General features: G+C 55.7%; 17 protein-coding genes. 7 read left to right on the forward strand and 10 right to left on the reverse strand.

Annotation, left to right across the window (positions count from 1 at the left end; all coding sequences use genetic code 11):
* The coding region (locus ABNS66_RS15055) for an IS3 family transposase (RefSeq protein WP_348655373.1) at positions 1 to 570 on the forward strand (570 nt) is incomplete at its 5' end.
* 37 nt (positions 571 to 607) lie between these two features.
* Here the strand turns inward: ABNS66_RS15055 and metH are convergent.
* Positions 608 to 4,303 carry a methionine synthase gene (gene metH / locus ABNS66_RS15060; protein ID WP_286838488.1) on the reverse strand — a complete coding sequence of 1,232 codons (3,696 nt, stop codon included), beginning with the start codon at positions 4,301 to 4,303 and terminating at the stop codon, positions 608 to 610.
* A 162-nt stretch (positions 4,304 to 4,465) separates the two neighbouring features.
* Between metH and nfuA the strand changes: the two genes are divergently transcribed.
* Genes nfuA through ABNS66_RS15080 form a run of 4 tightly spaced genes read left to right on the forward strand, consistent with a single transcriptional unit; the run spans position 4,466 to position 6,725 of the window.
* Positions 4,466 to 5,068, forward strand: a complete 603-nt coding sequence (nfuA, locus tag ABNS66_RS15065; protein ID WP_027873774.1) for a Fe-S biogenesis protein NfuA — start codon at positions 4,466 to 4,468, stop codon at positions 5,066 to 5,068.
* A gap of 50 nt (positions 5,069 to 5,118) precedes the next feature.
* Positions 5,119 to 5,529: a thioesterase family protein gene (locus tag ABNS66_RS15070; RefSeq protein ID WP_286695074.1), complete on the forward strand. Its 411-nt coding sequence runs from the start codon at positions 5,119 to 5,121 to the stop codon at positions 5,527 to 5,529.
* The gene (locus tag ABNS66_RS15075; protein ID WP_286695073.1) at positions 5,529 to 5,981 is read left to right on the forward strand and encodes a YchJ family protein; all 453 of its coding nucleotides are present in this window, start codon (positions 5,529 to 5,531) and stop codon (positions 5,979 to 5,981) included. Before ABNS66_RS15070 ends, ABNS66_RS15075 begins: the two co-directional genes overlap by 1 nt.
* Positions 5,982 to 5,984: 3 nt before the next feature.
* Positions 5,985 to 6,725 carry an endonuclease/exonuclease/phosphatase family protein gene (locus tag ABNS66_RS15080; protein ID WP_286838485.1) on the forward strand — a complete coding sequence of 247 codons (741 nt, stop codon included), beginning with the start codon at positions 5,985 to 5,987 and terminating at the stop codon, positions 6,723 to 6,725.
* A 136-nt stretch (positions 6,726 to 6,861) separates the two neighbouring features.
* Here ABNS66_RS15080 and ABNS66_RS15085 read toward each other — a convergent pair whose 3' ends face one another.
* Positions 6,862 to 7,938, reverse strand: coding sequence for a 3-deoxy-7-phosphoheptulonate synthase (locus ABNS66_RS15085; RefSeq protein ID WP_286838483.1), 1,077 nt, complete (start codon positions 7,936 to 7,938; stop codon positions 6,862 to 6,864).
* A 137-nt stretch (positions 7,939 to 8,075) separates the two neighbouring features.
* Here ABNS66_RS15085 and ABNS66_RS15090 point away from each other — a divergent pair, with 137 nt between their 5' ends.
* Both ABNS66_RS15090 and ABNS66_RS15095 read left to right on the forward strand, forming a co-directional pair.
* Positions 8,076 to 8,336, forward strand: a complete 261-nt coding sequence (locus ABNS66_RS15090) for a hypothetical protein (protein WP_286838482.1) — start codon at positions 8,076 to 8,078, stop codon at positions 8,334 to 8,336.
* Positions 8,337 to 9,635, forward strand: coding sequence for a methyltransferase domain-containing protein (locus tag ABNS66_RS15095; protein ID WP_286838480.1), 1,299 nt, complete (start codon positions 8,337 to 8,339; stop codon positions 9,633 to 9,635).
* Here ABNS66_RS15095 and ABNS66_RS15100 read toward each other — a convergent pair.
* The 8 genes from ABNS66_RS15100 to ABNS66_RS15135 form a co-directional block, all read right to left on the reverse strand.
* Positions 9,632 to 10,498, reverse strand: coding sequence for a TIGR03619 family F420-dependent LLM class oxidoreductase (locus ABNS66_RS15100; protein ID WP_286838478.1), 867 nt, complete (start codon positions 10,496 to 10,498; stop codon positions 9,632 to 9,634). The two genes, ABNS66_RS15095 and ABNS66_RS15100, sit on opposite strands and share 4 nt — an antisense overlap.
* 44 nt (positions 10,499 to 10,542) lie before the next feature.
* Complete coding sequence (locus tag ABNS66_RS15105) at positions 10,543 to 11,022, reverse strand: low molecular weight protein-tyrosine-phosphatase (RefSeq protein WP_286838476.1); 480 nt, start codon at positions 11,020 to 11,022, stop codon at positions 10,543 to 10,545.
* A gap of 76 nt (positions 11,023 to 11,098) precedes the next feature.
* Positions 11,099 to 12,229 (reverse strand): methyltransferase, encoded by a 1,131-nt coding sequence (locus tag ABNS66_RS15110; RefSeq protein ID WP_286838474.1) that lies wholly within the window; start codon positions 12,227 to 12,229, stop codon positions 11,099 to 11,101.
* A 4-nt stretch (positions 12,230 to 12,233) separates the two neighbouring features.
* Positions 12,234 to 13,124 (reverse strand): tyrosine-protein phosphatase, encoded by an 891-nt coding sequence (locus tag ABNS66_RS15115; protein ID WP_286838472.1) that lies wholly within the window; start codon positions 13,122 to 13,124, stop codon positions 12,234 to 12,236.
* Positions 13,121 to 14,191, reverse strand: a complete 1,071-nt coding sequence (locus ABNS66_RS15120; protein ID WP_036256146.1) for an AraC family transcriptional regulator — start codon at positions 14,189 to 14,191, stop codon at positions 13,121 to 13,123. The genes ABNS66_RS15115 and ABNS66_RS15120 overlap by 4 nt, the downstream gene beginning before the upstream one ends.
* 66 nt (positions 14,192 to 14,257) lie before the next feature.
* Positions 14,258 to 15,241: an oligopeptide/dipeptide ABC transporter ATP-binding protein gene (locus ABNS66_RS15125; RefSeq protein ID WP_286838469.1), complete on the reverse strand. Its 984-nt coding sequence runs from the start codon at positions 15,239 to 15,241 to the stop codon at positions 14,258 to 14,260.
* On the reverse strand, positions 15,234 to 16,226 hold the full coding sequence (locus ABNS66_RS15130) for an ABC transporter ATP-binding protein (protein WP_286838467.1): 993 nt from the start codon (positions 16,224 to 16,226) through the stop codon (positions 15,234 to 15,236). The genes ABNS66_RS15125 and ABNS66_RS15130 overlap by 8 nt, the downstream gene beginning before the upstream one ends.
* A partial coding sequence (locus ABNS66_RS15135) for an ABC transporter substrate-binding protein (RefSeq protein WP_348655374.1) occupies positions 16,219 to 17,440 on the reverse strand: 1,222 nt, incomplete at its 5' end. The genes ABNS66_RS15130 and ABNS66_RS15135, both read right to left, overlap by 8 nt.

Genomic DNA, 17,440 nt, shown 5'->3' on the forward strand with positions numbered 1-17,440 from the left:
ATCAAGACGACGCACAGCAAGCACTGGATGCGAAAGCACCCCAACCTATTTAAGGATATGACCGTGACTCGCCCTGAGCAGGCTTATGTCAGCGACATTACGTATGTGGAGTCTGATGAGGGTGTTCATTATTTATCTTTGGTGACAGATGCTTACAGTAGAAAGATCGTTGGTCATCAACTAAGTCGCGACATGAGTGCTGAGCAGGTGGTCAACGCTCTGAAGCATGCTGGGGACTCCCGGCTAAGCTATCGGCCACTAATTCATCACTCTGATCGGGGGCTGCAATATTGCTCTGCGATCTATCAGGATGAGTTGCGCCAGCAAGCGATTACCCCGTCGATGACTGACGGTTATGATTGTTATCAGAATGCCTTGGCGGAGAGGATCAACGGGATATTGAAACAGGAGTTTCTCGTATCGAGATGCCGCAGCTTCGAGGAACTCAAACGAGTAATCGCCGAGTCTGTAGAGATATACAATACATTACGGCCGCACCTGAGCCTGGGACTTAAAACACCCGAAGAAGTGCATAAAAAAGCCGCCTCCTATACGGAAGCGGCTCCATGAAACCTGACAACCTATGCCAGGACGGGACACGCCACTGTTAGGGATCGTAGTCCAAAATCGGTGACAGCCAGCGTTCCATTGTCGCCATTTCCATCCCTTTTCGCTTCGCGATGTCGGCCACCTGGTCCTTGCCCACACGCCCCACGGCAAAGTAGCGTGACTCCGGGTGGGAGTAGTAGAAACCACTCACGGCGGCCGCAGGGAACATCGCCAAGTGTTCTGTCAAACTAATGCCCGTGTTCTCGGTGGCATTGAGTAATGTAAACAGTGTTTCCTTTTCTGTATGGTCGGGGCAAGCCGGATAGCCGGGAGCAGGGCGTATGCCGCGGTAGGCTTCCTTAATCAGCGCCTCGTTGTCCAGGTCTTCCTCTGGGGCGTAAGGCCAAAACTCCTTGCGAACACGCAGATGCATGTGTTCGGCAAACGATTCTGCCAGGCGATCAGCTAGCGCTTTCACCATAATGGCACTGTAATCGTCATTGGCATCCTCGTAACGCTTCGCTAGCTCTTCCGCGCCGATTCCTGTGGTCACCGCAAAGCCGCCCACGTAGTCTTCGACATCGCTACCCTCGGGTGCAATGTAGTCGGCCAGGCTCATTTGCGGTTTATTGTCCGCTTTTTGGGCCTGTTGGCGCAGGTGATGGAGCAGGGCGATTTCTTCGCCCTGCTCGTTAAACACGGCAATATCATCGCTGCCGCGACGCTTGGCGGGCCAAAAACCAATCACGGCGTTGGCCTTGATGTGCTTCTCGTTAATTAATTTATCGAGCATTTTCTGCGCGTCGTTGTATAGATTTTGCGCAGCCTCGCCGACTTTCTCGTCGTTGAGAATTTTTGGATACTTGCCCGCCAGTCCCCAGGAGATGAAAAACGGCGTCCAGTCGATGGTCTCGCGCAAGGCTTCCAGTGGGTAGTCTTCAAAGACTTTGGTGCCGGTAAAGCTGGGTTTGGGCGGCTGATAGTCACTCCAATCGAAAGGCAGGGCGCGCTCGCAGGCCGCCGAATAGTCCAGCAGTCGGGTTTTCTGGGCATTGCCTGCGCGGCGTGCGCGAATGCGCTCGTATTCATCACGGCGGTCAGCGACGAACTGCGCCTTCAGGTCCTGGCTTATCAGCTGGGTGGCAACGGCGACGCTGCGGGAGGCATCCGGCACGTAGACAGTGACATCATTTTGATACTTCGGCTCAATTTTTACCGCGGTATGCGCCTTCGATGTTGTGGCACCGCCGATCATCAGTGGTACTTGGTAATCCAAGCGTTGCATCTCACTCGCCACGTGGACCATCTCGTCAAGTGAGGGTGTGATCAGCCCGCTAAGGCCGATAATGTCTACCTCTTCGGCTTTCGCCGTTTCCAAGATCTTATCGGCCGAGACCATAACGCCCAGGTCGATTACCTCAAAGTTATTACACTGTAGAACAACGCCAACAATGTTTTTGCCAATGTCGTGAACATCGCCTTTCACCGTCGCCATTAGCACTTTGCCGTTGGCCTTGGCGCCGACCTCTTTGCCAGCTTCAATAAAGGGGTTTAGGTAGGCAACGGCCTGTTTCATCACCCGGGCAGATTTTACAACCTGGGGCAGGAACATCTTGCCATCGCCGAATAGATCACCAACAACGTTCATGCCGTCCATCAACGGGCCTTCAATCACGTCGATGGGTTTTGCCGCTTCTTGTCTTGCGGCCTCGGCATCCTCTTCGATAAACGTGGTGATTCCTTTTACCAAAGAGTGCTCTATACGCTTGGCGACCGGCCATTCACGCCAGCTAAGGTCTTCCTGCTGGGCCATGCCCTTGCCGTCACCGCGGTATTTCTCGGCGATATCGAGCAGCCGCTCGGTGCTGTCGTCGCGGCGATTCAAGATGACGTCTTCCACCGCGTCGCGCAGCTCGTCTGGCAGGTCGTCGTAGATGGCGAGCTGACCCGCGTTAACGATACCCATGTCCATACCGGCTTTGATCGCATGGTAGAGAAACACCGAGTGAATCGCCTCGCGCACCGGGTTGTTGCCGCGGAACGAAAACGACACGTTGGAAACACCGCCAGAAACCATGGCGCCGGGGAGTTTGGCTTTGATATAGGCGGTGGCTTCAATAAAGTCGACGGCGTAGTTGTTGTGCTCGTCGATACCGGTGGCTACCGCAAAAATATTGGGGTCGAAAATAATATCTTCCGCGGGGAAGCCGATCTCATCGACCAAAATATCGTAGGAGCGCTTACAGATTTCTGCTTTGCGCTTAAAGGTATCTGCCTGGCCGTCTTCGTCAAAGGCCATCACCACCACGGCGGCGCCAAACTTCATGCACTGGCGAGCGCGATCGCGAAATTCCTCTTCACCTTCTTTTAGTGAGATCGAATTGACCACGGGTTTTCCCTGAATGCACTTCAGGCCAGCCTCGATAATCTCCCACTTAGACGAGTCCACCATGATGGGCACGCGCGAGATATCGGGTTCAGAGGCAATCAAGTTGAGGAAGGTCACCATTGCCGACTGGGCGTCGAGCATGCCTTCATCCATATTGATGTCGATGATCTGCGCGCCATTTTCCACTTGCTGGCGAGCAACAGATAGCGCTTCGTCGTAATTACCTTCCAAAATCAGCCGCTTGAAGATCGCCGAACCCGTTACATTGCAGCGTTCACCGACGTTGACGAACAGGCTGTCGGCGGTGATGTTGAAGGGCTCCAGGCCAGATAGGCGACATGCGGGCGCTCGCTCGGGCAGCGCTCGGGGAGCGACACCTTCCACGGCGCGTGCGATTGCTTCGATATGGGCTGGGGTCGTGCCGCAGCAACCGCCCACTAGATTCAGGTAGCCGCGCTGTGCAAATTCGCGCAGCTCGCCGTGCATATCATCGGGGGTTTCGTCGTACTCGCCGAATTCATTAGGCAAGCCAGCATTAAAGTGGCCGCTAAAATAGCAGTCTGCCGCGTCGGCGAGCTCTTCAACAAAGGGGCGAATTTCGCTGAATCGACGGCCACAGTTGGTGCCAACGATCAGCGGCTTGGCGTGGGCAATACTATTCCAGAACGCCGTCGGGGTTTGGCCGGAAAGGGTGCGCCCACTGGTGTCGGGAAACGTTACCGATATCATGATCGGTAGCTCAATATTGTGGTCTTCAAAATACTGCAGCACCGCGTATACAGCGGCCTTGGCGTTCAGGCTGTCGAAGATGGTCTCGATTAGCAGCAGATCCGCGCCACCGGTCACCAGACCGCGGGTGGCGGCATAGTAGTCGCTGACCAGCTTGTCGAAATTGATATTGCGCGCGCCCGGGTCATTTACATCGGGAGAAATAGACGCGGTCCGCGGGGTGGGGCCGATAACACCGGCCACAAACCGGGGTTTATCCGGGTTGCGGGCCGTTTCGGCGTCAGCCACCTCTCGGGCAAGCCGGGCGCCTACAACATTGAGCTCTTCGGCGATCTCGCCCAATTCATAGTCATCCTGCGCGACCATGGTGGAGTTAAAGGTATTGGTCTCGATGATATCGGCACCAACATCCAAAAACGCCTGATGAATATCGCGAATCAGCTGAGGCTGGGTCAGTGTTAGTAGATCATTATTGCCACGCACGTCCTTGTGGTAATCGGCAAAGCGTTCGCCTCGGTAAGCAGATTCTTCCAGCTTGTACTGTTGAATCATGCTGCCCATGGCCCCATCTATTACCAGTATGCGGTCTTTGATGGCAGCTTTTAGTAGATCGGCGCGGGCAGTAGAGTGAGTCATGTAGGTCCTGATGCTGTTTTACGTGGGGCAAGTAGCCGTTCATAGGCTGTGGCCGGAATGGCCTTCGTGCTAAACTGCGCAATTCTATCAGATTGTCAGCTTGGCATAGAAATTTCATCTCACTGCCGCTTACGATCCGTCCGGAGTCCATACGAGGTACATATGACGACAGAGCAAGCCGAGGTCAAATTAACCATCACCGAGTCCGCGCAGGGCTACCTGGCTGAACTGCTTTCCAAACAAGACGACGTGATCGGTGTTCGTGTGTTTATTACGCAACCGGGCACGCCAAAGGCGGAAACCTGCATTGCTTATTGTCGCGATGACGACGCGAAAGATGACGATATCGTCATTGATTACAGCGGTTTCAAGGCCTATTTCGAGGGTCGCAGCGTGCCATTTTTGGAAGATGCGCTGATCGACTATTCGAAAGATCGCATGGGTGGTCAGCTAACGATCAAGGCGCCCAACGCTCGTCTGCCAAAGGTCAGTGCCGACAGCCCCCTGGAAGATCGCATCAATTATGTGTTGTACAACGAGGTTAACCCCTCACTTGCTGCCCACGGCGGTGAGGTGTCGCTAGTTGAAATTACCGAAGACCATATTGCCATTTTGAAATTTGGCGGCGGTTGCCAGGGTTGCGGCATGGTCGATGTCACCCTCAAAGAGGGGGTTGAGAAAACCCTGGTTGAGCAGGTGCCCGAATTGAACGGCGTGCGGGATATGACCGACCACAGCAACACGGATAACGCCTACTTTAAATAAGCCTGCTTCCTCGCATTCCGCGCCGCCTGGCGGCGCCAGAAGGATTTGCCATGATTTCGCTTCCCTATACGCGCACCTGCATACAGGTGCGCTTTTCCGACTTAGACTTTCTCGGCCACGTGTCCAACAGCGTCTACGCGCAATATTTTGACTTGGCGCGCATCGATTTTTTTCGCGAGTTGGATAAAGTCTCCAAAGCGCCTCACAACGTGGTGGCGAGTGTGAAAATGGATATGCTGCGTGAAATTCGCTTCGACCACGAGGTTGTGGTCGATACCTGGTGCTCGCACGTTGGCAACAAAAGCATGACCATCGAACACCACATCTATGCCAATGGCGAATGTGCCACCACCTCGAGCAGTGTGATTGTCGGTTTTGATCGCGAGACGCGCAGCGCCATTGCGCTGCCAAGTGACTGGCAAGTCACTGATCCCAGTTTAATTCCTGCAAAACCGGCCTGATGGACGCGGCGTGCCCCTGCGGCAGTGATAGCAACTACGCGGATTGCTGTCAGCGCTATCACACTCATCAGGCCACCGCGAGCACGGCCGAGCAATTGATGCGCTCGCGCTACTGTGCATTCGTGGTGGGCGACAATCGCTACCTTCGCGATAGCTGGCACCCCGATTTTCGCCCGCAAGACCCACTTATTAGCGATGACACGCCCTGGCTAGGCCTGCGTATATTGGCTGCGCCAGCCCCACAGGCGGACGCGGCGACCGTCGAATTTGTGGCATTTTATAGTCAGCAGGGGCGCGTAGCGCAGTTGCATGAGCGCTCTCGGTTTATTCGTATGGACGGCAGGTGGTACTACACCGAAGGTGATCAACTGCCAGCTATCAAGCTTGCGCGCAACGACCGCTGCTGTTGTGGCAGTGGCCGCAAACAGAAACACTGCCATGCGGAATGCTAACTTGTGAAATCGCTGCGAATACTTTCCTATAACGTGCACAAAGGGTTCAGCGCCCGTAATCGGCGCTATTTGCTCGATGAAATTCGCGAAGGCATTCGCAGTGTAAACGCCGACATTGTCTTTCTACAGGAAGTTGTTGGCGAAAACCGCGACCACGCTAAACGCTGGGAAAATTGGGTGGACGCTGGCCAGTTTGAGTACCTGGCTGACAGCGTGTGGCCGCATTTTGCCTACGGCCGCAACGCGATCTATCAGCACGGTCATCACGGCAATGCCATCCTCAGCAAATACCCCATTGTTAACAGCGATAATGTCGATGTGTCAGTGATGAAGCGCTCCCAGCGCGGCTTACTGTTCGCGCAAATTACCCCCGGTGTTCAGCTGGTTTGTGCGCATATGGGCTTGTTGGCCTGGGAGCGACGCCGCCAATTCAAGCAATTGAAGCATCAGCTTATGGCGCGAGGTAGCGCTGCTGAGGGCTTGATTATCGCCGGAGATTTTAACGACTGGCAGTTGCGTCTGCACAAGCATTTCTATCGTGATCTGGATGTTCGGGAGGCGATGACGGAAATACAGGGGCGCCCCGCAAAGAGCTTCCCCGCACCGTATCCACTGTTACCGCTGGATCGCATTTACTACAAGGGCTTGGTATTGCGTGAGGCGAAGGTGCTGCGCGGAGAGCCGTGGCGGTCGCTGTCAGATCACTGCGCCCTCTATGCTGAATTTGCTTTACCCAATCGCTAAAAAAAGCCCCGGATAAACCGGGGCAAAGCCATAGATGGTGTAGAAGCACTTAGCTTTACGCCAAAAATATTCGGGTGGATCAACAAATAATAAAAAAGGCGCCAATTGGCGCCTTTTAATCATTCCGGTGGGGCTTTTAACCGCGCTTGCGGCCGGGGAGCACATCGCGAAGTTTATCGCGCATATCGCGCAGCGCAGCCTCAGTTTCCTCCCAGCCGATGCAGCCATCAGTGACTGATACGCCGTATTCGAGCTCAGAAAGGTCAGCCGGGATTTTTTGGTTGCCGGGCTTGAGGTTACTTTCGATCATCAAACCGACAATCGAGGTGTTACCTTCGATGATCTGGTTAGTGACATTCTCCATAACCAAAGGCTGGAGGCTCGGTTGCTTGTTGGAGTTTGCGTGGCTGCAATCCACCATGATATTGAGTGGGTATCCGGCTTTATCCAGGGCGGCTTCACACAATTTAATATGAACAGAGTCATAGTTAGGCCCGGCGCTACCGCCGCGCAATACCACATGGGCGTAACGGTTGCCGCGCGTGTGGATCACTGCCACCTGGCCTTCGCCGTTAATACCGAGAAAACGGTGGGGTTTTACCGCTGAGCCAATAGCGTTCATGGCAACGTCTAAGCCGCCGTCGGTGCCGTTCTTAAAGCCGACGGCAGAAGACAGGCCGCTGGCCATTTCGCGGTGAGTCTGCGACTCGGTTGTTCTCGCACCAATCGCCGACCAGGAAATGCAATCCTGCAAGTACTGAGGCGAAATAGGGTCCAGAGCTTCGGTTGAGGTCGGCAAGCCCAGCTCGGCAATATCGAGCAGCAATTTGCGGCCGATATGCAAACCCTCTTCAATTTTAAAGGTGTCGTTAAGGTAGGGGTCGTTGATCAAACCCTTCCAACCCACGGTAGTACGCGGTTTTTCAAAATACACGCGCATAACGATCACTAGCGTGTCTTGAAGCTCATCAGCCAGCGTTTTCAAGCGCTGAGCATAATCCATAGCCAGTTCGACATCGTGAATAGAGCAGGGGCCAACCACAATAAACATGCGGTGGTCTTTGCCGTCCAGGATATTGCGCACGGTTTCGCGACCGGCAGAGACAACGGCTTTGGCGCTGTCGCTCATTGGCAGGGCCGCCTTCAGGCGCGCAGGAGTAATCAGCACTTCCTGTGCTTCGACATTAAGGTTTTCGATGATGGTTTCTGACATGGCTTACCGGATTCTGTCCCGAATCAAAACGTTATAGAGCCTGATATTCTAACTGAAAAGCGTGCCAATAAAATATCAACTGGCGGTGAACATGGCTAAAATAGCGGCTTTTCGACGAATAATTGCAAGAGTGCCCTATGCCAACCGCTTTTCCATTGCTTTTCATGCTCGCGGTGTCAGCGCCTGTGGCGGCTGAGACGCCGACGGCACAGCCGCCCATAGAGCGTTGGTCGCCAGCGGTGCGCCCTGCCTCTGAGCCTGCGATCGCACAGTGGCCCTGCGACCGTCTCAGCGAGGTGACCGTTGTGAGTGATAAACAGCAGCGGCAATTGCGAGAGCGGAAAAAGCAATGCTTGCAACGCTACCAGCAATTTATTCCAGCGACGGGGCTGCGCTAGATGGCGACGATTTTCAAACCTTCGAAGCGCAATGCTCGCGCTAAACGCGCAACGCCTGCCGATAAGGGCGTGTTTGAGTTGCACATAGAACGTCTGGCCGATGACGGCAGAGGCATCGCCCATCATAACAACAAGGTGGTGTTCGTCCTGGGTGCACTGCCTGGCGAGCGTGTGCAGGCGCGCGTGCTCAAGCGCCACAAGCGCTTCGATGAAGCAGAGAGTGTCCAGCTGTTGGCGGCGTCCGGTCACCGTGTCACACCGCCGTGTTCGCAGTACGGTCAGTGCGGGGGGTGTCAGCTCCAGCATTTGGCATATCCCGAGCAAGTTGAGCATAAGCGTTTACGCCTGTCAGCGATCATTGATGAGTGCGTTGATATAGAGGTAATGGCTGGGCCGCCAGAGGCTTACCGCCACCGAGCGCGCTTGTCATACCGCGCGGGGCACCTGGGGTTCAAGGCAGCAGCAACCCACCATATTGTCGATACGGCAGCCTGTTCAGTGTTAGAGCCAGCGCTGAATGCGGCAATTGCTGCCGTTCGCGAGCCCTTGTTGCACGCGTTAAAACAGAGCCACCAGGCCGAATTGCTTTTTAGCCTGGGAGAGGGCGGCAGAGTCGGCTTGGCCGTTGAGGACAGTCGCCGCAGAAGCAGAGAGTGGAGCGAATCGTTAGCAAACGCCTTATTACCAGCGGTGCAGCTTTATCAGGTACGTAGTTCGGACGGAATCTGGGTAAATGATTGCGAGCCGCTTCGCTACAGCAGCTCGGTTTCCCATGCCTTGCACTTTACGCCGACTGACTTCACCCAGGCTAACCGCGAGCTGAATACGCAGCTGGTCGAGCGCAGTGTAGCCTGGTTGGACGCGCAGGCCGGAGAATTCGTCATTGATTATTTCTGCGGGCTGGGCAATTTCAGCTTCCCCCTTGCCCAGTCGGGCGCCTCCGTGCTCGCGGTCGACGCCGGCGAGGAGATGTTGGCGCGGGCGCGGCAGCGGACGCAGGAGCAGGCATTAGCCATAGAGTTTGCCTGCGCCGACCTGTTTGAGTCGGCGCAGATTCCGCTTCGCCAGGCCAGCGCCGCCTTATTGGACCCTCCAAGGGCGGGCGCCAGGGCAGTGTGCGAAGCCATTGCTGGCTCACTATCGATGCGCAGGGTGGTGTATGTGTCGTGTGACCCCGCTACCTTGGGCCGCGATCTCGCAATTTTGTGTGAGGCGGGCTTCGAGATAAAAAAAGCGGCGATGGTAGATATGTTCCCGCATACCCACCATATGGAGTCGCTGATTTTGCTGGAGCGCTAGGCCATTTTTGCAATAATGTCCTGCGCATAGCGCAGCACGCCGTCGCGTTTTTTCACCGGGTCGTCGGTATTGCCATGGTAGAACGGCCAGGGTTGAGTCAGGATGTGGGTAATGCCGTTGTCTTCGAGTTTGCGGTAGGCATCGGGGGTAAAGGCGTCTGACGGGGTCGCCATCACTGAGAACTGCTCGGGGTTGAATCCCTGCTCTTCACGGTAGCGGCGAATCAGTTTGACGGAGTCGATGATTTCGTCGCTGGTTTGTAAATCGCTCACCCAACCGTCGTGGTGGGCCGCGCGACGCATGGCCGCCTTACTGATGCCGCCCACCCAGATCGGCGGCAGCTCAGTGGGCGCCGGGTTCATTTCTAAACGGGGAAATTGGTAGAATTGTCCCTGGTAACTCACCATCTCACCGCTCCAGAGCAGCGGCAATATTTCCAGCATTTCATCGGCGCGTTTTCCGCGAGTATGAAAGTCCTGTTGCAACAGCCCGAATTCATCCTTAGACCAGCCGACACCGATCGCGGGAATGACGCGATTATCTGAAACGATAGCCGCGGTGCTAATTGCCTTGGCAACGAGAAATGGGTTGCGCATCGGCAGCACAAAAATATTGTTGGTGAATTTAAGATTTTTGGTCACCGCCGCCAGAGCGGCAATCATAACCCAGGGGTCTGGCCAATCGGTGAAAGGCTGCCAGCGGCGCTCGCCATCTTTTGTATAGGGATAGTCGTGACTCAATGTTTCGGGATTGACCACGTGGTCGGAAAACGACATGGCTTCCCAGCCGCTTTCATCGGCGGCGATGGCGAGTTCACGGAGTTCCTTCAAGGGGCAAAAAGACGAAGAGAGAACGAATTTCACAGTGGGTTCCTGCCGTATTTGATTATTATTTGGGGCGTGACACGCTAAAGTTGGTGCTGCTGACGAATGTGACTCAGTAAGGCGTCGATGGCGTTTTCCAGCGTACGTATGACATGGTCGAACTGTTCGGCGTTGTCATAAAACGGGTCAGGAATCTGGCTGTTACCGCCGTTGCTTTGATAGTGAAGCAGTAGGTTGATCTCCCCGTTAAAGTCCGCCGGTGCCCAGGCCTCAACATTGCTGAGATTTTTGCGGTCCATCACAATGACGTAGTGGCTGCGATGGTAGTCGTCATCGCATATTTGCCGGGCGATCTGTTGGGAAATATCGTAGCCCGCTTTCTCAGCGGCCTGAATTGAGCGTGGGTCGGGCGCCTTGCCAATGTTAAAGGCTGCGGTGCCACAGGAGTCCACTGAAATATGCTCGCTAAGCCCGGCCTCGGCAACTTTATATTCGAGAATACCCTGGGCCGCAGGCGAACGGCAGATATTCCCCAGGCAAACAAACACTACGTGAATAGACATAAACAGCTCAATAAATAACAGAACCGTCAAAGTAGCATGCTGTACCGGAGCGCAGCATCACCCATTTGGTGGGCCGCTACCCCTGCGTTTTCTGCGCTAGCAAAACGACAAACTTCGCGTCCGAACGAAGCACCTCGCAGTTGCCAAAGCGCTTCTTTAACAGTTTGTGGTAGTCAAGATGGCGGTTCCCCACAACGCAGAATTGGCCGCCTGGTGCCAAATGCGCATGGCTGTCTGAGAACATCTGGCGCGCGATGTGATCTCCCAGCTGCTGCTCTTGGTGGAACGGCGGGTTACAAACGATGGTGTCAAACGGGGCGCCGTCGTAACCGTGCATGCAATCGCGAGCATAAAACTGGGCAGCTGCGCCCGGCAGATTATCGCGTACATTGTGCCTGGCGCTGTCTATTGCCATATAGGATTCATCGAAAAAATGCAGCGCCGTCTCCGGCCAACGCTTTCCCGCCATAATGCCCAGCAGGCCATTGCCACAACCCAAGTCCGCCAGTGAGTATGGCGTGTGAAGGTCGCCCAATGCGTTGAGCAGCAAGCGGCTACCCCTGTCTAACTTGCCCCGGGAAAAAACGTTGGCGCGATTGTTGAGTGAAATGCCCAGTTCGCTGCTGTCTAGTGCTAGCGAGTCGTCGTCTACGGCCGCGCCGGGGCTGAGTGATTGCAGGTGTATCAGGCGGGCTTTTTTCCATGCCAGGCTGGCTGCAGCCTCGCCAATGCTTTCTGAAAACACCGCCATGCTTGAGCTGTCCAAGTACTTGGCCATGCAGGCGCCAATAAATACGTCGGGTGAGCGCAGCAGCTGAGCGATGTGCTGGAGCTGATAGCGCAGGTAACTGTGGTTGCGTGGCAAGCGATAGATAATGCGATCGAAGCTGCCTGTGGGTGCCTCGCAGCTGCTCAGCAGTGCGGGAGCATTGCGTTGGTTTGCCGCGCAATTTTCAAGGCATGCCCGGTGGGCAACCGCCGAGTCTGACCAAGAAATACACTCATAGTCCGACAGCGCGGCAGCGAGACAGCCAAAGGCGTCGTTTACGAGCAATAGGCGACTGCCCTTTGGCGGAGGGTTTTCGGCAAGGTAATTGAGCAGGTAGCGGTCGGCCGCATCCCAGGCCTGAAGTACTTCGTTGCGACGGCGGGGCCGGCGCTGCAGGGTGAGTTCGCCGAAAGGACTTTCCAGAGTGGTGGTGTTCAAAGGTTTAGCCGTCTTCGAGTAAAAGCTCGCGAAGCTGCTGACGTGCCAGCGCGTCCAGTTTTAGGCCATGCTCAAAGTAATCCGCCAAGCTGCCGTAGTGCTCATCGATCGCCTCAAAGGCGGCGTTAATAAACTGTGGCTGAACATGAAATAAGGTGCGAATTACCGCTTCGTCGGCGGTTAACATGTCCATTTGGGCAATCTGCTCGATCACCTGGTCGATGCGCTCCGCCGTGTAGTGATTGGTCGCCAGGTAGTCCTCCATTATCGTATCTTCGGGGACGTCCAGGGCGTGAAGCAGTAGCGCGGCGGCAAGGCCGGTTCGATCTTTTCCTGCGGTGCAGTGAAAGAGCTGGGGGTAGTGGTCCTGTTCCAAAAGGGAGTGCATCCACTGACGATAAACGGGTGTGTAGCGCACCACCATCTCGCGATTGGCGTCGACCAGAAAAGCCGCCATATCATCGGCGCTGACATCTTCCTGTTGCAGGCGCGCAGTGACCAGCTCAATTTGTGCCGCATCGACGGTAATGGGCATGGCATCGACCCGAACTGCGTAACCGGCGGCCAGTGCATGGGGTGCTGACAGGCGTTCTTCATCTGACCTAAAGTCGACGATCCGCTTTACCTCCAGCCTCTGCAAGTAACGCTGGTCCTCCTCGCTGAGTGAGGACAGCTTGTCGGTGCGATAAATCATGCCCCATTTAAGTTGCTGACCATCGCGATTTTTATAGCCGCCGAGGTCGCGAAAATTATGCGCTTGTTCAAAGGGCAATTTGCGAAGGCTGTGGCGTTCATGATGGGGCAACTGGCTGGGAATTGGCCGCTGCGCCGCAGTCAAGCCACGGTGTTGGGAGGCCAAGTGGAGGCTTTTTGCAATCTCGTCGTACTGACTCATTGGGCGGGTTTCTCGGCGGAGTGGGGTGACTGCCGGCTGGCGCGATATTCGCCGGGTGTCATGCCGGTCCATTTTTTAAAGGAGCGGTGAAAAGCACTGGGTTCATCGAAGCCCAATAGTGCTGACACGGCATTGATTTTCAGCTCCGGCTGATTGAGCCAACGCAGAGCGTGCTCCTTGCGTAGCTCGTCCTTGAATTGCTGATAGGTGGTTCCCAAATCTTTGAGCCGGCGGCGCAGGGTGCGCACAGACATATTCAGGTTCTCTGCCATTGTCACGACGCTGGGGAATTCGTGGCTGAGATCATTGCCGACGATGCGCTTCATTTGTGACAGCAGAGAGCTGTCGTCATCGTCTTGCGATACCAACAGATGGTAGGGGGCATCGCGAAGGAATTTGCGCAGTGATTCCTCCGTGTGAATCAACGGGCAGTCCAGGCAGTGCTCGGCCAATAAGAACGCGTTGTGTTCACGGCCGTAGTGAATTTCGCAGTTAAACAGGTGTTCAAAGTACTCGGGGTTGTCGGGTGCGCTGGCCTGCATGTGCACGGCAATCAACTCAAGCGGTTTACCGATAAGCCACTGGCAGAAGCGGCGCCAGATCGCCATGGTGTGTGCCATGGTGTAGCGCTGGTCAATGGTGTCATCACTTTCTGCCAGTTCCACGTCGCTGGGGAAGCGGTAAAAGGCGGTACCGTCGCCGAGGCGCTCCACTGGTCGGCGCGCCGCGCTGGGAACGTCGCTCAAGGTTCTGCAAAACACGATAAATTCGGCGGCGCGACGCAGTGCTTGTTCCAGTGTTTCACAGTGGATGATAAACAGTGACAGCATGCGAAAGCTGCCGGCCGGCGTTCGCTGACGAAGGCCCAATCCAAAGGACTCATCTTGCAGCAGCCACATAACGCGGCGATAAATCTGCGAGTAATACTGGGCGTCAATGGGCGAGTCCAGGTCCGCGCTGGGAGACAGCGGGTCTATCGGCAACTGTAGAGACCTGAGGAGTTCGGCACCGTTGTAGCCCTGCGCTTCGGCAACCTGCAGCATGCTGCGGGCATATTTCAGCGGCACGGGGTCTCTTTTAGCGTGGGGGTTGCTGCGCACGACGATTATCCGAGATCAGTTTTGCTGGCTAGTTTACGGTAAATCATCGGGAATTTCCCGCCAGAAGTGGCACGCAATTTCCCGGCCGTCGTGACGTTTTTCCAAACGCGGCGGCTGCGTAAGGCACTCGGCGCGTTGGTGGGGGCAGCGCCCGGCAAAGCGGCAGCCCTCGGGCATTGCCATAGGGGATGGCATATCGCCGCTTAGGGCAGCTTGGGGCAGCGTCGGGCTGGCCAATTGTGGCACTGCAGAAAGCAGGGCGCGGGTGTAGGGGTGAGCGGGGCGCTCGCACAGCGACTCGGCATCACCGATTTCTACCAACTCTCCCAGGTACATCACCGCGATGCGGTCGCTCATGTGTTTGACAACGGAGATGTCGTGAGAAATGAACAGCATCGCCAGTGACAGCCGTTGCTGTATGTCCAATAGCAAATTCAAGATTTGCGCCTGTACTGAGACGTCGAGCGCAGAAACGGCTTCATCGCAGATCAGCAGTTTGGGCTCCAGGGCAATGGCGCGCGCAATACCAATGCGCTGGCGCTGACCGCCGCTAAATTCGTGGGGGTATTTGCTAAGTGCAGAGGACGGAAGGCCAACGAGTTCGAGTAATTCGTTGACGCGGCGACGACGCCAACTGCTGCTGCCCAACCGGTGGATGATCAGCGGCTCTTCAAGAATCGTTGCCACCGTGTGACGGCTGTTCAAGGACTCGAACGGGTCTTGGAATACCATCTGCATATCGCGTCGCAGCGGGCGCATTTGCGCAGCGCTGAGGCCAGTAATATCCCGGCCCTCGAACGATACAGTGCCGGAGGTAGGGCGGTGCAGGTTGAGAAGTGCTTTACCCAGACTGCTTTTGCCGCAGCCGGACTCCCCAACCAACCCTAACGTCTCACCTGGCTGCAAAGCGAAGCTAACGCCGTCCACTGCGCGCAGTAGCAGTTTTGGTTTTAGGAAGCCCTGCGACTGAGGGAAGTGCAGTGATAGGTTTTCGGCCCGTAGCAGTGCTTCAGTCATCAATTACCCTCCAGTGGTGACAGGCAATCTCTGCGCCATTGTCTCGCGGCGTCATAGGTGGAGCGCTTTGCTGGCACAGCGGCGTTGCATGGTCGCAGCGATTGGCGAAGCGGCAGCCTGGCGGCATGGCGTCAATACTGGGCACCTGCCCCCCCAGTGCGTTTAAACGGCTCTTCGGCGCTGCGGCTTTCGCGGGCAGTGCGGCTAACAGGCCTTTTGTATAGGGGTGCCTGGGGTTGGCAAAGAGCGCTGCGGCACGATTTTGCTCAACAATTTCCCCGGCATACATCACTGCCACGCGATCGGCCAGCTGAGAAACCAGTGCGAGGTCATGGGTGATAAACAGCATTGCCATATCGCGTTTTTGTTGCAGGGTTTTAAGGAGCTGGAGTATTTGCGCCTGAATGGTGACATCCAGCGCGGTGGTCGGCTCATCGGCGATAAGCAGTTTGGGCTCGCCGGCCAGTGCCATGGCAATCATCACGCGCTGGCGCATGCCGCCAGAGAGTTGATGGGGGTAGCTGGAAAGCCGCTGCTCGGCGGCGGGCATCCCAACGTCTTGCAGCAGCGCAATACAGCGTTCGCGTCGCTGTTTTCGGCTGAGTTCAGGGCAGTGCAAGCGCAGTGTTTCGCCAATTTGTTGTGCGATCGTGTGTACGGGGTTCAGGGCGGTCATCGGGTCCTGGAAAATAACCGCGATATCGCGACTGCGCAGTGACCGGAAGGCCTGTGCATCGCGGCAGTCGATTTCGCTGCCGCGGTAGTGAATTCGCCCGCCGGAGATCTCCGCCTGGGGCCGGGGTAGCAGGCCCATCAGCGACATGGCGGTAAGGCTCTTGCCGCAGCCTGATTCGCCGACCAGCCCGAGTGTTTCGCCGGGGAAAATCTGCAAGCTCAGTTGGTTGACCAGTTGATGCTGCTGACCGGCATCGTCGGTAATACTGATGCAGAGCTTATCTGCGCGGATAACGGCTGACTCATTCATCGCCGGTTGCCCAGCGTTTGTTCACAATCATGACTGGATCCAGGGCCTTATTGTGGGATTTGGCCTCGTCAACCCGCTGCTGTTCATCACTGTCTATCCAGAATAGGCCGCCTGTGCTGCCCAGCGGATCGAATAGACTGTCGGTGCTGCGAGTACCGTGAAAGTCCGGCAGTTTTAGCCAGCGCCAGAATGCTTCGCGGGTGTAGGGCACTTTAAAGGTCGGAATAAATGAGCCCTGCTCGAACACCAATTGTTCCAATTCGCGTGCTAATTTGACCCGGCTGGCCTTGTCTGTGGCTGCGCGATAGGCATCGATTTTTGCGTCGATTTCCGGGTTGTCGGTGTTGGTCACATTGTTTGTTTGGGGCTTGTGGGCGTTGTCCGAGTGATAGAACTGCCAATAGCGTGGCGACAAGCCGCCGCCTGACCACGCCATCCAAGCCGCTTGATGTTTGTTTTCCAGAATTTGTTTGAAGGCGGCAGAGGGGTCGAGAAGTTGCAGTGACAGCTCTATACCCGCTTTGCGCGCTTCCTGCGCCAAGATCACCAAGCGGTCGTTGTGGCCGCTGCTGTAGTACGTTACGCGAATGCTCAGGCGCTGCCCGTCTTTTTGCCGTATACCGTCGGGACCACGGGTGTCCCAACCGGCGGCATTTAGCAGGCCATTGGCCTTGCCTAAATCGAATTCGCGGGCGCGAATATCGGGGTTGCTGTAATCGCCGTAGCCTTCGTGGGCGGTCTGCAGGCGTTCGTAGTCACCGTGCAGCACGGTGTTAATCACCTTGTCGATATTAAGGGCATGAGCAATGGCATAGCGAACATTGCGGTCGCTGAGCAGAGGGACATCCTCGTTGAGAAATAACCCGGAAATCGGCCTGGGAACGCTGTTATAAAATTTGATTTTACCCGCATAGCCCTGCTCAAAAATGCGCCCCTGGGCTTTTTTATGCCACAGCCGCGGCATGAGCAGGGGGAAGCTATCCAGCTCGCCTTTGCGAAAGTACTGATACGCGATATTGATGTCCCGTATGAGTTTTACACGCAAAAAATCGGGGTTGAAGCGGTGCTGGAAGTAACGCTTGTCATTCCCCCACCAGTCCTGCTTTCGGCGGAACTCAATATATTTGCCCTTGCGAATGGTGTCGATGACGTAAGGGCCGGTGTTCGGCGCTATTTTCCAGTTGTAAGATCGGAAGAGCGTCGTGTAGGGAAAG

Origin of the sequence: uncultured Spongiibacter sp., from assembly GCF_964011655.1 — a bacterium.
In the GTDB taxonomy this organism is placed as follows: Bacteria; Pseudomonadota; Gammaproteobacteria; order Pseudomonadales; family Spongiibacteraceae; genus Spongiibacter; species Spongiibacter marinus.

Coding starts and splice junctions, on each gene's coding strand:
- ABNS66_RS15070 (WP_286695074.1), top strand. CDS start 5,119: ATGATTTCGCTTCCCTATACGCGCACCTGCATACAGGTGCGCTTTTCC.
- ABNS66_RS15095 (WP_286838480.1), top strand. CDS start 8,337: ATGGCGACGATTTTCAAACCTTCGAAGCGCAATGCTCGCGCTAAACGC.
- nfuA (WP_027873774.1), top strand. CDS start 4,466: ATGACGACAGAGCAAGCCGAGGTCAAATTAACCATCACCGAGTCCGCG.
- ABNS66_RS15130 (WP_286838467.1), bottom strand. CDS start 16,226: ATGAATGAGTCAGCCGTTATCCGCGCAGATAAGCTCTGCATCAGTATT.
- ABNS66_RS15125 (WP_286838469.1), bottom strand. CDS start 15,241: ATGACTGAAGCACTGCTACGGGCCGAAAACCTATCACTGCACTTCCCT.
- metH (WP_286838488.1), bottom strand. CDS start 4,303: ATGACTCACTCTACTGCCCGCGCCGATCTACTAAAAGCTGCCATCAAA.
- ABNS66_RS15115 (WP_286838472.1), bottom strand. CDS start 13,124: ATGAGTCAGTACGACGAGATTGCAAAAAGCCTCCACTTGGCCTCCCAA.
- ABNS66_RS15075 (WP_286695073.1), top strand. CDS start 5,529: ATGGACGCGGCGTGCCCCTGCGGCAGTGATAGCAACTACGCGGATTGC.
- ABNS66_RS15105 (WP_286838476.1), bottom strand. CDS start 11,022: ATGTCTATTCACGTAGTGTTTGTTTGCCTGGGGAATATCTGCCGTTCG.
- ABNS66_RS15085 (WP_286838483.1), bottom strand. CDS start 7,938: ATGTCAGAAACCATCATCGAAAACCTTAATGTCGAAGCACAGGAAGTG.
- ABNS66_RS15090 (WP_286838482.1), top strand. CDS start 8,076: ATGCCAACCGCTTTTCCATTGCTTTTCATGCTCGCGGTGTCAGCGCCT.